This is a genomic window from Corynebacterium sp. MSK041, assembly GCF_030232265.1.
In the GTDB taxonomy this organism is placed as follows: Bacteria; Actinomycetota; Actinomycetes; order Mycobacteriales; family Mycobacteriaceae; genus Corynebacterium.
This window is the reverse complement of the sequence record NZ_JASPJK010000009.1, coordinates 81,128-94,522: the sequence shown is the minus strand read 5'-3', so window position 1 is coordinate 94,522 and position 13,395 is coordinate 81,128. Positions and strand designations below refer to the sequence as shown.

Here is a 13,395-nt window from a genome sequence, read left to right as displayed (position 1 = left end):
TTAAGCACGCCGCCAGCGTTCATCCTGAGCCAGGATCAAACTCTCCACAAAAAACACCCACAAACGTGAGCATCAATTCAGTAAAAGATTACCGAGCCGTGAAAAGCCCAAAACCTAACCAAAACAAACCACACCAACACCACAAACAAGATGCTGGCCTGGCACATCCAAAAATTACTCGACAAACCAAAAAGGTTCATCCAACGTTGCTGCCCCAATCGACGAGGAAAAAAGACAACAACAAAAAAATCTAATCAGCCATGCGACCAACCAGACGACACCATTCCATCAATGGTTCAAACAGCATCGACCAGCACACACCCCAAAACGGAGCAAACAGTCACAAACCAACCAAACAAAAAATCATTGGCACACTATCGAGTTCTCACACAACACACGCACACCCAAACACACCCCACAACAGGGCCCGTTCAAAGCAGCTTGCTGAACCTTACACACACCCACACCACAAACAAAATCGCAGCACATGCGGATCACATGAAAGGAACCATCAACGCTCGTTTTCCTACCGCCATCTCACCAAAACCCAGTCCCAATCAGACTGTCCGGCGGGGCGTTGTCGGTCACGCTGACTCACACAAAGCTACACACACCCAACCAACAACACAAATCCCCTGGTTAAGTCATGTTGTTTAAAGGTTCTTTTGAGCATGTTTCGGGCTGATTGAACCCAAGAGATACCCAGCCTGAATGACAATGCCGATCAACGCGAGGATTCCGGCTGTCACCAGTGCAAAGATGACTGCGCCGTCGCGGAAGCCTTGGGCATTGGATGCCCCATTGGCAATGAAGAACATCAGGTAGCCGGGGACCATGCCCACTTCCGTGCGCCAGATCTTCACTGCGGCGCCGATGATGGCACTGGCACAACCGCCGGCACCGATGGTGATCACTGCAGCCCAGGAGAACTCGGATGGCGATGCCAGAGCAGCCACGCCGATATACGCCGCGACCGAGACCAGCGCAGCCGCCCATGACAAGACCAGCCAGTGCCGGCGCGGCACGCCGTAGCTCGCGCCCGTTGCCGGACCGGGGATGCCGATCCCCTGCATGCAGTAAGCGGAGTACCAAACGATGATCGGTATACCACCGAAGAGCAGGCGAAATCTGTCATTGCCGATGAAGTCCGACAGGTACAGGAAGATGCAGTGCGCAATGGCCACACCGAGTGCCCACAGCAGCTGCGGTTTGAAGATCAATTCGAATTCGAAGCTGCCACGACCGATGCGCGAACCCGCCTCCCGGTCGCTATCGACCGCATTGCCGGCCGTGTACTGCGAACCGAAGAGCAAACCCGACACCAGTGCCACGAGTGCGCCCGCGATGCCGACCCAGTCCGGGCGTGCGAATAGTGCAATCGAAGCACCGAACAGTACCGCGGGCACGACCGCCATCGCGGTTAGCTTTCTCGCGCGCGACTTCGGCATTCCGTACGCCGTATAGGCGGTGTCCTCCAACGACAATGTCCCGATCATGAACACTGTCAGCATCATTGGGCCGAAGATGACAGCAGTAGGCGACTCACGTTCGACGTAAAACAGCCCGGAAGCGAGCATCGCCAATATCGGGAGCATCCAGATCAGACGCGTCAGCGGTGCTGCGACAAGTTGGTGGCGGAAATATCCGAGCAGGCTCGTGTTCATCTAGGACACCTCCAGGTAGTGCTCGATGAGGTCGTCAAAGGTGGCGGCGCGGGCATGACGCGGGGCGTCGCTAAGAGGTACGAGTTCCGGGCCCGCGACAGCGAATTCATCAGCATCCTCAGGGGCACATTGCTTGAGCACGACCCCATCACGCCCCAAGATCACCGCATCATCCAGGACTTTTGCCGCATCGTCGATATGGTGCGTGGCCATCACAATCGTCCGGCCGGAATCAGCCTGGGCAAGAAGATGGCGGTAGAAGACGTCCGTGTTGTGGGTGTCGAGGCCGACATAGGGTTCGTCGAGAAGCAAAAGCTCTGTACCCGATGCCAGCCCGATAATGATGGCGACCATGGCACGCTGTCCGCGCGAGAGCTTGTCGTAGCGGGTGCTCAGGGCACCGCCCATGACGAAATCGGCGATGAGCTCGTCGGCAAGCGCTGGGTCCCACGTGCGGTAACGCAGCTGCGCGCCTTTGATCACATCAGTGCCGGACCACGAGCCCGGATACGCAGTGTCCACACCGGTCAGGCAGGTGTTATCCATGACGCGGGCATTGTCGAAGGGGCGCTCGCCAAAGACCTCGACCGTGCCAGATTCTGGTTTGAGTTGTCCGCCGAAAATGTTCAGCAGCGTCGACTTGCCCACACCATTGCGGCCGAGAAGGCCGTGGATACCGGGACCGAAGTCCACGGTGACGCCTCGCAGGACATCGGTTTTGCCAAAGCTGTGAGCCAAACGTGAGACGTGAATGGTCATTGGTACATTCCTCTGCTTTCTGCGACGCGGTCGATGAGGTCGTGGAGGTCGGTGCGGGAGTAGGTCAGGCGGAGGGCTTCGTCGATAAGCGGTGCGATGTAGTCGCCGGCGAAGTCCTCGCGGCGCGTGCTCACGATGCGTTCCCGCGCACCGTCGGTGACGAACATCCCGATGCCGCGGCGTTTTTCAAGGACTCCGGCGTCGACAAGCAAGCTCAGCCCTTTGCGCGCGGTGGCGGGATTGATGCTGTGGAATGCGGCGAGCTCATTCGTTGAGGGAGCGCGCTGCCCAGGTTCGAGTTCACCGTCCATGATCTGCTCCTGGATGAGACGAGCGATCTGAAGGAATAACGGCTCAGCGTCATTGCCCACGAAACACCTCCGGTTAGTCAGTTGCGTAACCAACCATACAAGCATGAGAATTTTTTGGCGCTGAAGTGCGTTGAACAGGGCAGAAGCCACCTATGTGGGCCCGCTCAGAGCTGGTCAACGAGATTTCTTAGCGAGACCCACGCAAGTCAGGCACACTGGGTGGACGACAAAACTTTTTAGCTACATGAATAGATACGGAAATCAGGAGCCATGCTTGAACGCACACTCGTCTTTGTGGACACGTCTTATCTGCTCGCGAGCTTTTACAACTCGTGGGAGACAGGAGCACGGTCTCAGTTAGAAATTGACCTCCCAGAGGTCGTTGCCAATCTTTCCGGCATGATCACGCAGCAGCTTGATCAGCCGATTCACCGTCAGTACTGGTACGACGGCATCCCCGACTCGGGCCCGCACCGCTACCAGCGCGCACTGCGCACGTGCGACGGCGTTCAGCTGCGTACAGGTCAACTCATTGAGTGGGGTGAACGTCGCACACAAAAAGGTGTGGATACCCGCCTGGTTGCTGACATCGTGGTCAATGCCATGCGCGGCCACTACACCGACTTCGTGCTGGTCAGTGGCGATGCGGATATGATCCCGGGCGTCGAAGAAGCCACCAACGCTGGCATCCGCGTGCACCTTTACGGCTTCGGCTGGGATTCCATGTCCTCTGCCCTACGCCACGCGTGTGACACGACGACGATCCTGGACCCACGCGAGGATTTCGCCGACGCGATGCAACTTCAAATCCTTGAAGGCCCCCTCCCGCCGAGCATCCGCGAACGTCCACTCGCGGATGCCGAAATGGAAGACAACGAGGGCATGTGCGACATCCCTCGCCCCGACGGTGAGCAGCCACTGTCTGCTCAGCTTGTCGACGACCCGGAGGCCGCTCCCCTCCCCGTTGAAGAACCCTGCGAGGAGTCTACGGAACCATCTGCGGCGGAGCCTATGGCCAAACCTGAAAACGAACCGGCTCCCGAGACTCCTGAGGTTTCCACCACTCCGGCGCCTGAGCCATCACCCGAACCGGCGCCGGCGCCTAAGCCGGCACCATCACCAGCACAGCTGGCTGAAACCACAAGCGACACTGGCGCGGCACACACACCGAAGCCGTCCATGATGGCACCACGCCGGAAGCTGCGTTCCCGTTATGTCCCGCTGCCGGAGGAAGTGTGGACCTCTTCCGGGTTCCAAACACCGTTTGACGTGGGACAACAGTATGCAACGTGGTGGTTCGACAACGCGGCTTCTTCCGAGCAGCGCGATAAAGCGCACATGCTATCCGGCGGTGGTTTGCCACCGGAGATCGATCGCCCGCTTCTGCAGTTCGCCTGTGAAACGCTGCACGAGTACACACTGAGTGAAAACCAACGCGTCAACTTGCGCGATGGTTTTCACTCGGGGATCCGCGCAGTGCTCATCAATATCCGGCGGAACCAAAACTAGAAACAGACCTAGCCGAATTCAGGTTTCGTTCTAGGTTATTGTTGCCCATCTTCTTGCCCGGCCTCCACGCCTTGGGCCCCACCCGATTCGGTCCCCGGTGTGAGCTCGCCGGCGGTAGCAGCTTCCTTCTCCATGGCCGCGCGGATTTCCGCCAACTTGGAGGTCGCAGCAGCATCGGTGCCAGCCTGGCCAGATTCAATCTCTGACATGACGTTGTCCGGGTTGGATTCAGCAAGTTCCTGCTGGCCAAGTGCCGTGGTGTAGCGGCGCTCAATCTTGTCACGCACGCCATCGAGGGTGGGCACGGAATCATCGGTACGGAACTGGCCAATGGTGTCCATTGCCTGCGCGGACATCTCCTGCATGTTTGCCTGGTCAACCTGCGCACGGAGGCGGTTGACCTCAGCCAGCTGCTCTTCCAGGCGCGCTTCAGACCTGCGCTGCTCTTCCTCAGCCTGCTTGGCTGCTTGCTCTGCCGTCGCGTACTGCGCAGTCAGGTCGGCGAGCTCCTGCTCGGTTGTGACCAGCTGAGCAGCGAGAGCTTCAGCAGTGTTGTTGAACTCCTGCGCCTTCGCGGAATCGCCCTCGGCGGTGGCCTTGTCCGCCATCTGCAGTGCAGTCTTTGTCTTCTCCTGCTGCTGCGTCTGGTTTTCACGCAGCCGGTTCATCTTGATTTCCAGCTGCTTCTTCTGGCCGATGATCTCCGCAGCCTGGCGCGTGATCGCGTTGTGCTGCTCCTTCGCCGCGTTCGCGGCCTGCTCGATCTGGACCTTCGGATCAGCATTCTCATCAATCGCCGAATCAAACGATTGCATGAGGTACTTCCAGCCCTTGCTAAACGGGTTAGCCATGTTGCGCGTCCTTAAATAAGTAGGGAGCAGATACGTTCCCGAGTTTACGTGGGAATGCTCTGCTCCGTCGATAAGCGAAAAGGCCTTAAGCCTCGTCCTCCTGTGCGTTCTGCGCGGCGATGTCACGGTGCACCTGCTCCATGTCCACGTCGCGGACTGCTTGAATGAACTCCTCGAACGCGGCGGGCGGCATGGCACCGGACGTCTGACCGAGGAGAATGCCCTCACGGAACGCGAAAAGCGTGGGGATGGACTGGATCTGCAGCGCGGCCGCGAGCCCCTGGTTAGCCTCGGTGTCGAGCTTGGCAAAGACGATGTCTTCGTGCTTGTCCGACGCCTTCTCAAACGTCGGGGCGAAAGCCTTGCACGGCCCGCACCAGCTCGCCCACGCGTCCACGATCACGGTGTCATTGTCTTGGATGACCTGGGTGAACGTGTCTTCCGTAATATTAATGGTGCTCATTATTAATCCTTTTCGTCTGCTCGGGTAACGTCTATCAGTGAGTTCAACCCCACTCAGTTTCGATTCATTCCCATGCGGGGCAGAAAAGGAGCAACCGTGACCAAGAACTACCGGTTCGAAGGACCGCAGGACGCAACGTCTGTTGAAAAACTTCAGTCTGAAGTGAGCCAAGTGCTGGGCACGCAGGGGGTGGATATTGATGTGGAAGCCGGCCTTATGCAGGTCACGGGCGAAGGTTTCACGGATGAACAGATTGAGTACGCGGTTGAGTATGCCGGCTTTTCGCTTATCGACGTCTAAAGTACGCCTACCATTAATCCCATGAGTACTGAAACAACTGTTTTTACCGTTGACGGCATGACGTGCGCCCACTGTGAGGCCAGCGTCAAAGAGGAGATCAGCGAGGTCCCTGGCGTGACCAGTGTTAAGGCTGATCACACTACGGGTAACGTCGAGGTCATTGGCTCCGGTTTCACCCGCGAGCAGATTGCTGAGGCAGTCGCGGAAGCTGGTTATACCCTGGCTTAGCCGCCTGGATGAACTAGTTTGACCGGGGTCTAGCTGCTGTGTAAGGAGTTAAACATGACAAGCACCCCCACACCATCCCACCTTGATTTAGGCGTGATGGGCATGACCTGTACGTCGTGTTCTTCGCGTGTGCAACGCAAACTGAACAAGGTTCCCGGGGTGGATGCCACGGTGAATTTTTCCACGGAGACGGCTGCGGTGGATTTTGATCCGTCGTTGACGGATCCGGATGCCCTCATGCAGGTGGTCCGCGATGCGGGCTATGAGGCTTTTGTAGTCGGTGGCGCGTCGGCGGGCGCTGGGGCTGATACTGAGTCGGGTGAGCCGACCCCTGATGTTGATGCCATTCGCGATGAGGAGACGGAGAAGCTCAAGCGCACTGTGATCTGGTCGGCGGTGCTGACCGTTCCGGTGTCCGTGCTGTCGATGGTTCCGGTAACCCAGTTCCCAGGCTGGGAGTGGCTCGCGCTGGCACTGACCACGGTGGTGTACTTCGTGGCTGGTTCTCCTTTCCATCGCGCGACGTGGACGAACCTGCGCCACGGTGCGGTGACGATGGACACGTTGATTTCCCTGGGCACGACGGCTGCCTACGTGTGGTCGTTGTGGGCCCTGTGGGTGCAGTTCACGGGCCCTGCTGGCCACGAGGTGCCACCGATTTATCTTGAAACCGTCGCGGTGGTGATCACGTTCCTGCTGCTCGGCCGCTGGTTTGAGATGAAGGCAAAGGGCCGTTCCTCCGAAGCTTTGCGCGAGTTGGCCACCATGGGTGCAAAGGACGCCACGGTTCTGCGCGACGGACAAGAGGTGCGCATTCCGGCTGGGGAGCTGCAGGTCGGTGATCACTTTGTGGTGCGGCCGGGCGAGAAGATCGCCACGGATGGCGTGGTGCTTTCAGGCTTATCGACGATTGACAACTCCATGCTCACCGGCGAATCCGTCCCCGTCGATGTCGGCGAGGGCGACACCGTCACCGGCACCACGGTGAACCTGTCGGGCCGCCTGATCATTGAGGCCACTCGTATCGGTTCGGAGACCACGTGGGCGCAGATGATCGAACTGGTCCGCAACGCGCAGGCGGGAGAGGCACCGGTTGAGCGCCTAGTGGACCGGATTTCCCGGGTCTTTGTGCCGGCAGTGATTGTTACTTCGCTGATTACTTTGGCGATACACCTGCTTCTTGGGCACGATGCGCCGACGGCATTCTCCGCTGCTGTGGCTGTGCTTATCATCGCCTGCCCCTGCGCATTGGGCCTAGCCACACCCACTGCAATTCTGGTGGGCACGGGCCGTGGCGCGCAGCTGGGCCTTCTGATCAAGGGCCCGGAGATCCTGGAATCCACACGCAAGGTGGACACGATCGTCTTGGACAAAACAGGCACTGTGACCAGTGGCAACATGTCGGTGGATGCTGTGGTCCCGGCGGCAGATGCCGAGTTGAGCGCGGACGAGTTGCTCACTTTAGCGGCAGCTGTGGAGTCTGGCTCAGAGCACCCGATTGCGCAGGCTATTGTCACCGCGGCGAATGAGCGCGGACTTGAGATCCCCGTGGCTCAGAGCTTCAACTCTGAAGCAGGGCAAGGAGTGCAGGCGCTTGTCCGTGGCTCCCGCGTCACTGTTGGCCGCGGCCGTGGCGCTGAAGCGGAAGCTTATGAAGCTGAAGGTGCCACTGCCGTGACTGTGACCGTGGATGGCACTGCTGCTGGTGTCATCGCGGTGAGCGACACCATCAAGGAGACATCCGCGCAAGCAATTGCGGATCTGCGTTCCTTGGGCCTCACCCCGCACTTGCTCACCGGTGATAATCCGGGTGCTGCGCACGCTGTGGCGCGAGCAGTGGGAATTGACCAGGACTGCGTGACGGCGTCGGTGTTGCCGGCGGGGAAGGTTGAGGCCCTCGAAAAGCTTCAAGCCCGAGGAAAAACAGTGGCGATGGTCGGCGACGGCGTCAACGATGCTGCTGCGCTTGCCACCGCTGACCTGGGCTTGGCCATGGGATCCGGCACGGATGTAGCCATCCAGGCCGCTGACATCACCCTCATGGGCAACGATCTGGGCAGCGCAGCCGATGCGATCCGCCTTTCCCGGCGCACGCTGCGCACCATCAAGGGCAACCTGTTCTGGGCTTTCGCCTACAACGTCATCCTCATTCCCGTAGCCGCTTTTGGGCTGCTCAACCCGATGTTGGCGGGCATCGCGATGGCGTTCTCTTCTGTCTTTGTTGTGACCAATTCACTGAGGCTGCGCCGTGGCTGAGTAAGATTTTCCGCCATGACCACCCGTAATGAGCGGCTTGACCGCCTGCCTGTCACTTCTAAACATCGCCGACTTCTGGTTGGCTCCGGCATCGGGTGGGCGCTTGACGCCATGGATGTTGGCCTGGTGTCCTTCATCATCGCGGCGCTGGCCGTGCACTGGGACCTGGATAAATCCACCACCTCCTGGATCGCCTCCGTCGGGTTCATCGGCATGGCCATCGGCGCAACATTGGGCGGGCTTCTGGCCGATAAATTTGGTCGCCGCCAAATCTTCGCCGCCACTTTGCTTGTCTACGGTCTAGCAACCGGCGCATCAGCATTTGCCTGGTCCGTCGGTGCTCTTATGGTCTTCCGTTTCTTCGTTGGCTTGGGCCTGGGTGCGGAACTTCCGGTTGCCTCCACCCTGGTCAGCGAATTCGCTCCACGCCGCAGCCGTGGCCGCATGGTGGTCATCCTCGAGGGCTTCTGGGCCGTGGGCTGGATCCTCGCCGCGGTGATTGGCACTTTCGTGGTCTCCCAGGGCGAGAATGGCTGGCGTTGGGGCTTCGCACTCGGTGCCGTACCTGCGCTGTATGCCATCTACGTGCGCATGGGCCTGCCGGAATCGGTCCGCTTTTTGGAGTCGAAGGGCCGACACGAGGAGGCCGAAGAGATTGTTACCTCCTTCGAAGCTGCCGCTGACCCCGCTGACTTGGAGGAGGTGGACCCCTCCCCCATCGCTATAGACAAACCTGAATTCACCGGTGGTATTTGGGGCCCGGCTTTGCGGCGTCGCACCGCAGCCTTCTGGCTCGTCTGGTTCGGGGTGTCACTCTCCTACTACGGCGCATTCATTTGGATTCCATCGTTGCTGGTGGATCAAGGTTTTACCCTGGTGCGCTCCTTTAGCTTCACGCTGGTTATCACGCTTGCACAGCTGCCCGGTTACGCCGCGGCTGCCTGGCTCATTGAGATCTGGGGCCGCCGCATCACCCTGTCCACTTTCCTGGCGGGTTCAGCTTTCTCTGCAGTGCTTTTCGGTCTAGCTGCCGCGCCGTGGCAGATCATTGCTGCCGGCTGTCTGCTCTCCTTCTTCAACCTCGGTGCCTGGGGTGCGCTCTACGCCATCGGCCCGGAGCTCTACCCCACCTCTATCCGCGCTACCGGCACGGGTGCCGGCGCATCCTTTGGCCGGATCGGCTCCATCATTGCCCCGCTCATCGTCCCGCCGGTGCTGGCCTGGGGTGGGTCGATGGCGGTCTTCGGTCTTTTCGCGGCTGCTTTTGCGGTCGCCGGTATTGCGGCGTTCACACTGCCGGAGCAGCGTGGCAAGGCGCTGGCGTGATGCTAGCTATCTCTAGCCACGGGCCATGTTGACAAAGCGCGAGTAATGCAACTGGTGCGCCACCGCGATCGTGTCAATCGGGCCACCACGGTGCTTAGCCACGATGATGTCGGCCTCACCGGCGCGCTCATTATCCCTGTCCTGCGAGTCCGGGCGGTACAGCAGCATAACGATGTCCGCATCCTGCTCCAACGAACCGGATTCACGCAGGTCCGCCAACTGCGGGCGCTTATCCGTACGTGATTCCGGACCACGGTTCAGCTGCGAAATAGCAATCACGGGGACCTCAAGCTCCTTGGCCAGAAGCTTAAGTTGACGTGAGAAGTCCGAGACCTCCTGCTGGCGTGATTCGACCTTCTTGCCGGAGCTCATCAGCTGCATATAGTCCAGGACCACGAGGTCGAGACCATGCTGCTGCTTCAGTCGGCGGGCCTTGGAGCGAATCTCCATCATCGTCAGGTTCGGGGAATCATCGACGAAGATCGGTGCAGCTTGAATCTGCTGGAGACGGTCCGTGAGTTTCTCCCAGTCCTTCTCCTCCATCTGGCCGGAGCGCATGGCAGAGAGTTTGATCTCCGTCTCCGCCGACAACAAACGCATGACAATCTCCGAAGCGCTCATCTCCAGGGAGAAGATCACCGAAGTCAAGCCATTGTGGATCGAGCACGAACGCACGAAGTCCATGGCCAGGGTGGACTTACCCACACCAGGACGTGCCGCGATGATGATCATCTGGCCGGCGTGCAGGCCATTGGTTAGGCGGTCCAGATCAATGAAGCCGGTGGGCACGCCTGCTGCAAGACCACCGTCCTTCTCGTAGGCGGCGAGCTCATCCACGGTCGGCTTGAGCAGCTCCGACAACGGGCGGTAATCCTCACCCGTTTGCTTCTGCGCAACAGCGAAGATCTCCTGCTGGGCACGGTCGACGAGGGCGTCAACTTCCATGCCTTCGCCGCCCTCGTAGCCGAGTTGGGCGACGCGCGTGCCCGCGTCGACAAGCTGACGCAACGTTGATTTTTCCGCGACGATGTCGGCGTAATACCGCGCATTGGCTGCGGTAGGCACCTCAGAGATCAGCGTGTGCAGATACGGCGCTCCCCCGACGCGCTCCAGGTTGCCCATGCGGTCGAGCCGGCCGGCGACAATAAGCACGTCAATATCAGAGCCCTGCGAATAGAGCTCCAATATTGCCTGGTAGATCAGCTGGTGTGCCGGGTAGTAGAAATCCTCCGGTTGCAGCTCCTCAGTCACGTCCACCACCGTGGATGAGCTGAGCAACATCGCACCGAGCACACCCTGCTCCGCCTGCCGGTCATGCGGTGGTTGGCGGTACTCGGTCAGGTCCGTGCGGTCCTTAGTAAACCCGCGGCTGCGATCCGGCCGATCTTTAAAACGCGAAGAACCGCCCCGCGCCTCGGACTCCTCCGGCGGTGGTGGCGGTGGTGGCACCGCACTGTCCGCAAAGCTGTCGAAGCTCTCTCCGTCAAAGCCGTTCGTGTCGCCGCCAGCGCTGTTGCCGGCCGTGTTTCCGCCTACCGTCATACCTAACCTCCGTTGACCCCTATTGCCCGTCGATGTTACCTCGCACGGGGCCACTCACCATCTTCCACAGCCTCGCCCACACCAGTTATCCACACGCTCCTGTGGATAACTCGATCAAAGTGCACGTCGGTTTCCACATGCACCGACCCGCGGTTGTGGATAACCTGTGGATAACGCGGGAAGATTTCCACACTCACCCACAAACATCCAGTACAAACCGGTTATATTCATAACTTCAAACGGCAACAAACGGTGAATAAAACCCCTACCAGCAGGTTCTCCTCACACCTGAGAATCGCCTTAATTTTACCTTTTGGTTACCTTCTCGCACGCTGCAATCATCAGTTATCCACTAGTTATCCACAGGGCTTGTGCATAACCCACAACCCCATAAACAAAACAAACGCGGGCCCCACTCCTCACAAGTGGGACCCGCGTTTAATGCTGTTGTCGTTGGATTGATGTAGGGTTATGCCCTGTCAATCGCCGTTAAGCGGTATTAAGCGCTCACGACCTCGAAGTTCACCTTGCCCTCCACGTCATCGTGGAGCCTGACCTTGACCTGGTAGCCACCGGTACGGGTGACCAGACCCTTAGGTACGTCAACGCGACGCTTGTCCAGCGCCGGGCCGCCAGCTGCCTCAACGGCAGCGACAATGTCAGCCGGCTTCACAGAGCCGAACAGCTTGCCATTGTTGCCGGTGCGGACCTTGACGGTCACGCCCTGCAGCTGGTCGAGCTGATCACGCAGCTCCTTCGCGTGTTCCAGGTCGCGCACAGAGCGCTGCTCCTGGGCACGCTTGATGTCCTCAATCTGCTTCTCAGCACCGCGGGTAGCCACGATGGCCAGGCCGCGGGGGAGCAGAAGGTTACGTCCGTAGCCGTCCTTGACCTCGACAATATCGCCGGGTTCACCAAGGTTCTCAACGGCAGCGGTGAGGATCAGTTTCATGAATCCTTACCCTTCCTTTTCGTGAAAGATGTTCGTTGTACTTGAAATGCTGCGTCTTTAGAACGGGGGCTCATCGTCCATGCCGCCGAATCCACCGGCGGGAGGAGCGGAGTTCCACGGATCATTCGCGGGCTGATTCTGGCCACCCTGGGACTGATTGCCCTGGCCTTGGCCGCCCTGGCTCTGACCGCCGAAACCACCAGTGTTCTGGTTGTTCTGGAATTGCTGGCCGCCCTGGTTACCGCCAAAGCCGCCGCCGGAACCGCCCTCACGCGGGTTCCGGGAAACGGAAGCAGAAGCGTACTTCAGGGACGGGCCGACCTCGTCGACCTCGACCTCAAATACCGTGCGGTTTTCGCCTTCGCGGGTCTGGTAGGAACGCTGACGCAGACGGCCATTAACAATGACGCGCATGCCTTTGGTCAGGGATTCAGCGACATTCTCGGCGGCACCGCGCCACACATTGCATGTCAGGAACAAAGCATCCCCATCGTCCCACTGACCAGTGTCACGGTTGTACGTGCGGGGAGTGGATGCGATACGGAAGTTAGCTACGGCCACGCCAGCCGGCGTGAAGCGTAGTTCCGGATCAGCAACGAGGTTGCCTACGACGGTGATTGGAGTTTCGCCCTGTGCCATGATGTTTCGTCCTTACCTTTACCTTTATGCGAATGAGTCCATGTAGTTGTGCTGGTTTTCTTTCACACCCAAGCATATAACCTAGGGTGAACATTGCCCATGTGCTGGGGTTTTAGCCCTTTTGCACTGGTGTATACCGGCACGAAAGAAGCCTCGTTCTAAAAGTTCGCGCTTACTTCTTGTCGGTGCGCAGAACCTTGGTTCGCAGAATGTTGTCGTTCAGGTTCAGACGGCGGTCGAGCTCCTGAACGGTCTCGGACTCGCAATCCAGGGTGACTACTGCGTAGACACCCTCTTCCTTCTTGTCGATCGGGTAGGCAAAGCGGCGCTTGCCCCAGATATCAACATTTTCCACCTTGCCGTTATCCTTGCGGACAGTTTCGAGGAACTTGTCCAGGGACGGGGCGACGGTGCGCTCATCCTGACTCGGGTCAAAGATGATCATTACTTCGTAGTGACGCACGGGACCTCATCACCTCCTATGGTCGTTTCAATGATGTCGGCCACCGCCCTTGTGGCAGTGGCAGGAGGGTCGCTTACGTCAAGCAACCCCACCAGCGTACCCCAGGGCATAAGCAGGGAGAAATTGCTTATC

General features: G+C 59.1%; 15 protein-coding genes. 6 read left to right on the top strand and 9 right to left on the bottom strand.

All coding sequences use genetic code 11. The features are described 5' to 3' along the window. Positions 1-254: hypothetical protein (locus QP968_RS08330; protein ID WP_284855935.1), on the top strand; the 254-nt coding region annotated here is incomplete at its 5' end. A 399-nt stretch (positions 255-653) separates the two neighbouring features. On the opposite strand, the gene QP968_RS08325 is transcribed toward QP968_RS08330, so the two are convergent. Genes QP968_RS08325 through QP968_RS08315 form a run of 3 tightly spaced genes read right to left on the bottom strand, consistent with a single transcriptional unit; the run spans position 654 to position 2,794 of the window. After that, a complete protein-coding gene (locus QP968_RS08325) occupies positions 654-1,664 on the bottom strand; it encodes a hypothetical protein (RefSeq protein ID WP_284855934.1) in 1,011 nt (336 codons plus the stop codon). Beyond that, entirely contained in the window at positions 1,665-2,423 is a 759-nt protein-coding gene (locus tag QP968_RS08320) for an ATP-binding cassette domain-containing protein (RefSeq protein WP_284855933.1), read from the bottom strand. It lies immediately after the preceding gene. Further along, the gene (locus tag QP968_RS08315) at positions 2,420-2,794 is read right to left on the bottom strand and encodes a GntR family transcriptional regulator (RefSeq protein ID WP_284855932.1); all 375 of its coding nucleotides are present in this window, start codon (positions 2,792-2,794) and stop codon (positions 2,420-2,422) included. The genes QP968_RS08320 and QP968_RS08315 overlap by 4 nt, the downstream gene beginning before the upstream one ends. Before the next feature lie 210 nt (positions 2,795-3,004). On the opposite strand from QP968_RS08315, the gene QP968_RS08310 reads away from it, so the two are divergent. Beyond that, positions 3,005-4,243 carry an NYN domain-containing protein gene (locus tag QP968_RS08310; RefSeq protein ID WP_284855931.1) on the top strand — a complete coding sequence of 413 codons (1,239 nt, stop codon included), beginning with the start codon at positions 3,005-3,007 and terminating at the stop codon, positions 4,241-4,243. Between the two features lie 35 nt (positions 4,244-4,278). On the opposite strand, the gene QP968_RS08305 is transcribed toward QP968_RS08310, so the two are convergent. Further along, on the bottom strand, positions 4,279-5,094 hold the full coding sequence (locus QP968_RS08305) for a PspA/IM30 family protein (protein WP_284855930.1): 816 nt from the start codon (positions 5,092-5,094) through the stop codon (positions 4,279-4,281). 85 nt (positions 5,095-5,179) lie between these two features. Beyond that, the gene (gene trxA, locus QP968_RS08300; RefSeq protein WP_284855929.1) at positions 5,180-5,557 is read right to left on the bottom strand and encodes a thioredoxin; all 378 of its coding nucleotides are present in this window, start codon (positions 5,555-5,557) and stop codon (positions 5,180-5,182) included. Positions 5,558-5,653: 96 nt separating this feature from the next. Here trxA and QP968_RS08295 point away from each other — a divergent pair, with 96 nt between their 5' ends. The 4 genes from QP968_RS08295 to QP968_RS08280 are packed head-to-tail and all read left to right on the top strand — an operon-like array spanning position 5,654 to position 9,667. Then, positions 5,654-5,857, top strand: a complete 204-nt coding sequence (locus QP968_RS08295) for a transporter (RefSeq protein WP_284855928.1) — start codon at positions 5,654-5,656, stop codon at positions 5,855-5,857. A 21-nt stretch (positions 5,858-5,878) separates the two neighbouring features. Continuing rightward, complete coding sequence (locus tag QP968_RS08290; RefSeq protein WP_284855927.1) at positions 5,879-6,085, top strand: heavy-metal-associated domain-containing protein; 207 nt, start codon at positions 5,879-5,881, stop codon at positions 6,083-6,085. A 54-nt stretch (positions 6,086-6,139) separates the two neighbouring features. Continuing rightward, positions 6,140-8,341: a heavy metal translocating P-type ATPase gene (locus tag QP968_RS08285; RefSeq protein WP_284855926.1), complete on the top strand. Its 2,202-nt coding sequence runs from the start codon at positions 6,140-6,142 to the stop codon at positions 8,339-8,341. A gap of 15 nt (positions 8,342-8,356) precedes the next feature. Further along, positions 8,357-9,667 (top strand): MFS transporter, encoded by a 1,311-nt coding sequence (locus QP968_RS08280; RefSeq protein ID WP_284855925.1) that lies wholly within the window; start codon positions 8,357-8,359, stop codon positions 9,665-9,667. A gap of 12 nt (positions 9,668-9,679) precedes the next feature. Here QP968_RS08280 and dnaB read toward each other — a convergent pair whose 3' ends face one another. The 4 genes from dnaB to rpsF all read right to left on the bottom strand — a co-directional run bounded on the left by dnaB (position 9,680) and on the right by rpsF (position 13,263). Then, the gene (gene dnaB / locus QP968_RS08275; protein ID WP_284855924.1) at positions 9,680-11,209 is read right to left on the bottom strand and encodes a replicative DNA helicase; all 1,530 of its coding nucleotides are present in this window, start codon (positions 11,207-11,209) and stop codon (positions 9,680-9,682) included. A gap of 499 nt (positions 11,210-11,708) precedes the next feature. Beyond that, complete coding sequence (gene rplI, locus QP968_RS08270) at positions 11,709-12,161, bottom strand: 50S ribosomal protein L9 (protein WP_034663823.1); 453 nt, start codon at positions 12,159-12,161, stop codon at positions 11,709-11,711. 57 nt (positions 12,162-12,218) lie between these two features. Then, complete coding sequence (locus tag QP968_RS08265) at positions 12,219-12,800, bottom strand: single-stranded DNA-binding protein (protein ID WP_284855923.1); 582 nt, start codon at positions 12,798-12,800, stop codon at positions 12,219-12,221. 172 nt (positions 12,801-12,972) lie between these two features. Continuing rightward, positions 12,973-13,263, bottom strand: coding sequence for a 30S ribosomal protein S6 (gene rpsF / locus QP968_RS08260; protein ID WP_084576554.1), 291 nt, complete (start codon positions 13,261-13,263; stop codon positions 12,973-12,975). Positions 13,264-13,395 lie beyond the last annotated feature (132 nt).

What these genes read in the sequence shown, in the direction of transcription:
- QP968_RS08325 (WP_284855934.1), bottom strand. Translation starts at nt 1,664, where the DNA reads ATGAACACGAGCCTGCTCGGATATTTCCGCCACCAACTTGTCGCAGCA.
- QP968_RS08320 (WP_284855933.1), bottom strand. Translation starts at nt 2,423, where the DNA reads ATGACCATTCACGTCTCACGTTTGGCTCACAGCTTTGGCAAAACCGAT.
- QP968_RS08310 (WP_284855931.1), top strand. Translation starts at nt 3,005, where the DNA reads ATGCTTGAACGCACACTCGTCTTTGTGGACACGTCTTATCTGCTCGCG.
- QP968_RS08305 (WP_284855930.1), bottom strand. Translation starts at nt 5,094, where the DNA reads ATGGCTAACCCGTTTAGCAAGGGCTGGAAGTACCTCATGCAATCGTTT.
- trxA (WP_284855929.1), bottom strand. Translation starts at nt 5,557, where the DNA reads ATGAGCACCATTAATATTACGGAAGACACGTTCACCCAGGTCATCCAA.
- QP968_RS08290 (WP_284855927.1), top strand. Translation starts at nt 5,879, where the DNA reads ATGAGTACTGAAACAACTGTTTTTACCGTTGACGGCATGACGTGCGCC.
- QP968_RS08285 (WP_284855926.1), top strand. Translation starts at nt 6,140, where the DNA reads ATGACAAGCACCCCCACACCATCCCACCTTGATTTAGGCGTGATGGGC.
- QP968_RS08280 (WP_284855925.1), top strand. Translation starts at nt 8,357, where the DNA reads ATGACCACCCGTAATGAGCGGCTTGACCGCCTGCCTGTCACTTCTAAA.
- dnaB (WP_284855924.1), bottom strand. Translation starts at nt 11,209, where the DNA reads ATGACGGTAGGCGGAAACACGGCCGGCAACAGCGCTGGCGGCGACACG.
- rplI (WP_034663823.1), bottom strand. Translation starts at nt 12,161, where the DNA reads ATGAAACTGATCCTCACCGCTGCCGTTGAGAACCTTGGTGAACCCGGC.
- QP968_RS08265 (WP_284855923.1), bottom strand. Translation starts at nt 12,800, where the DNA reads ATGGCACAGGGCGAAACTCCAATCACCGTCGTAGGCAACCTCGTTGCT.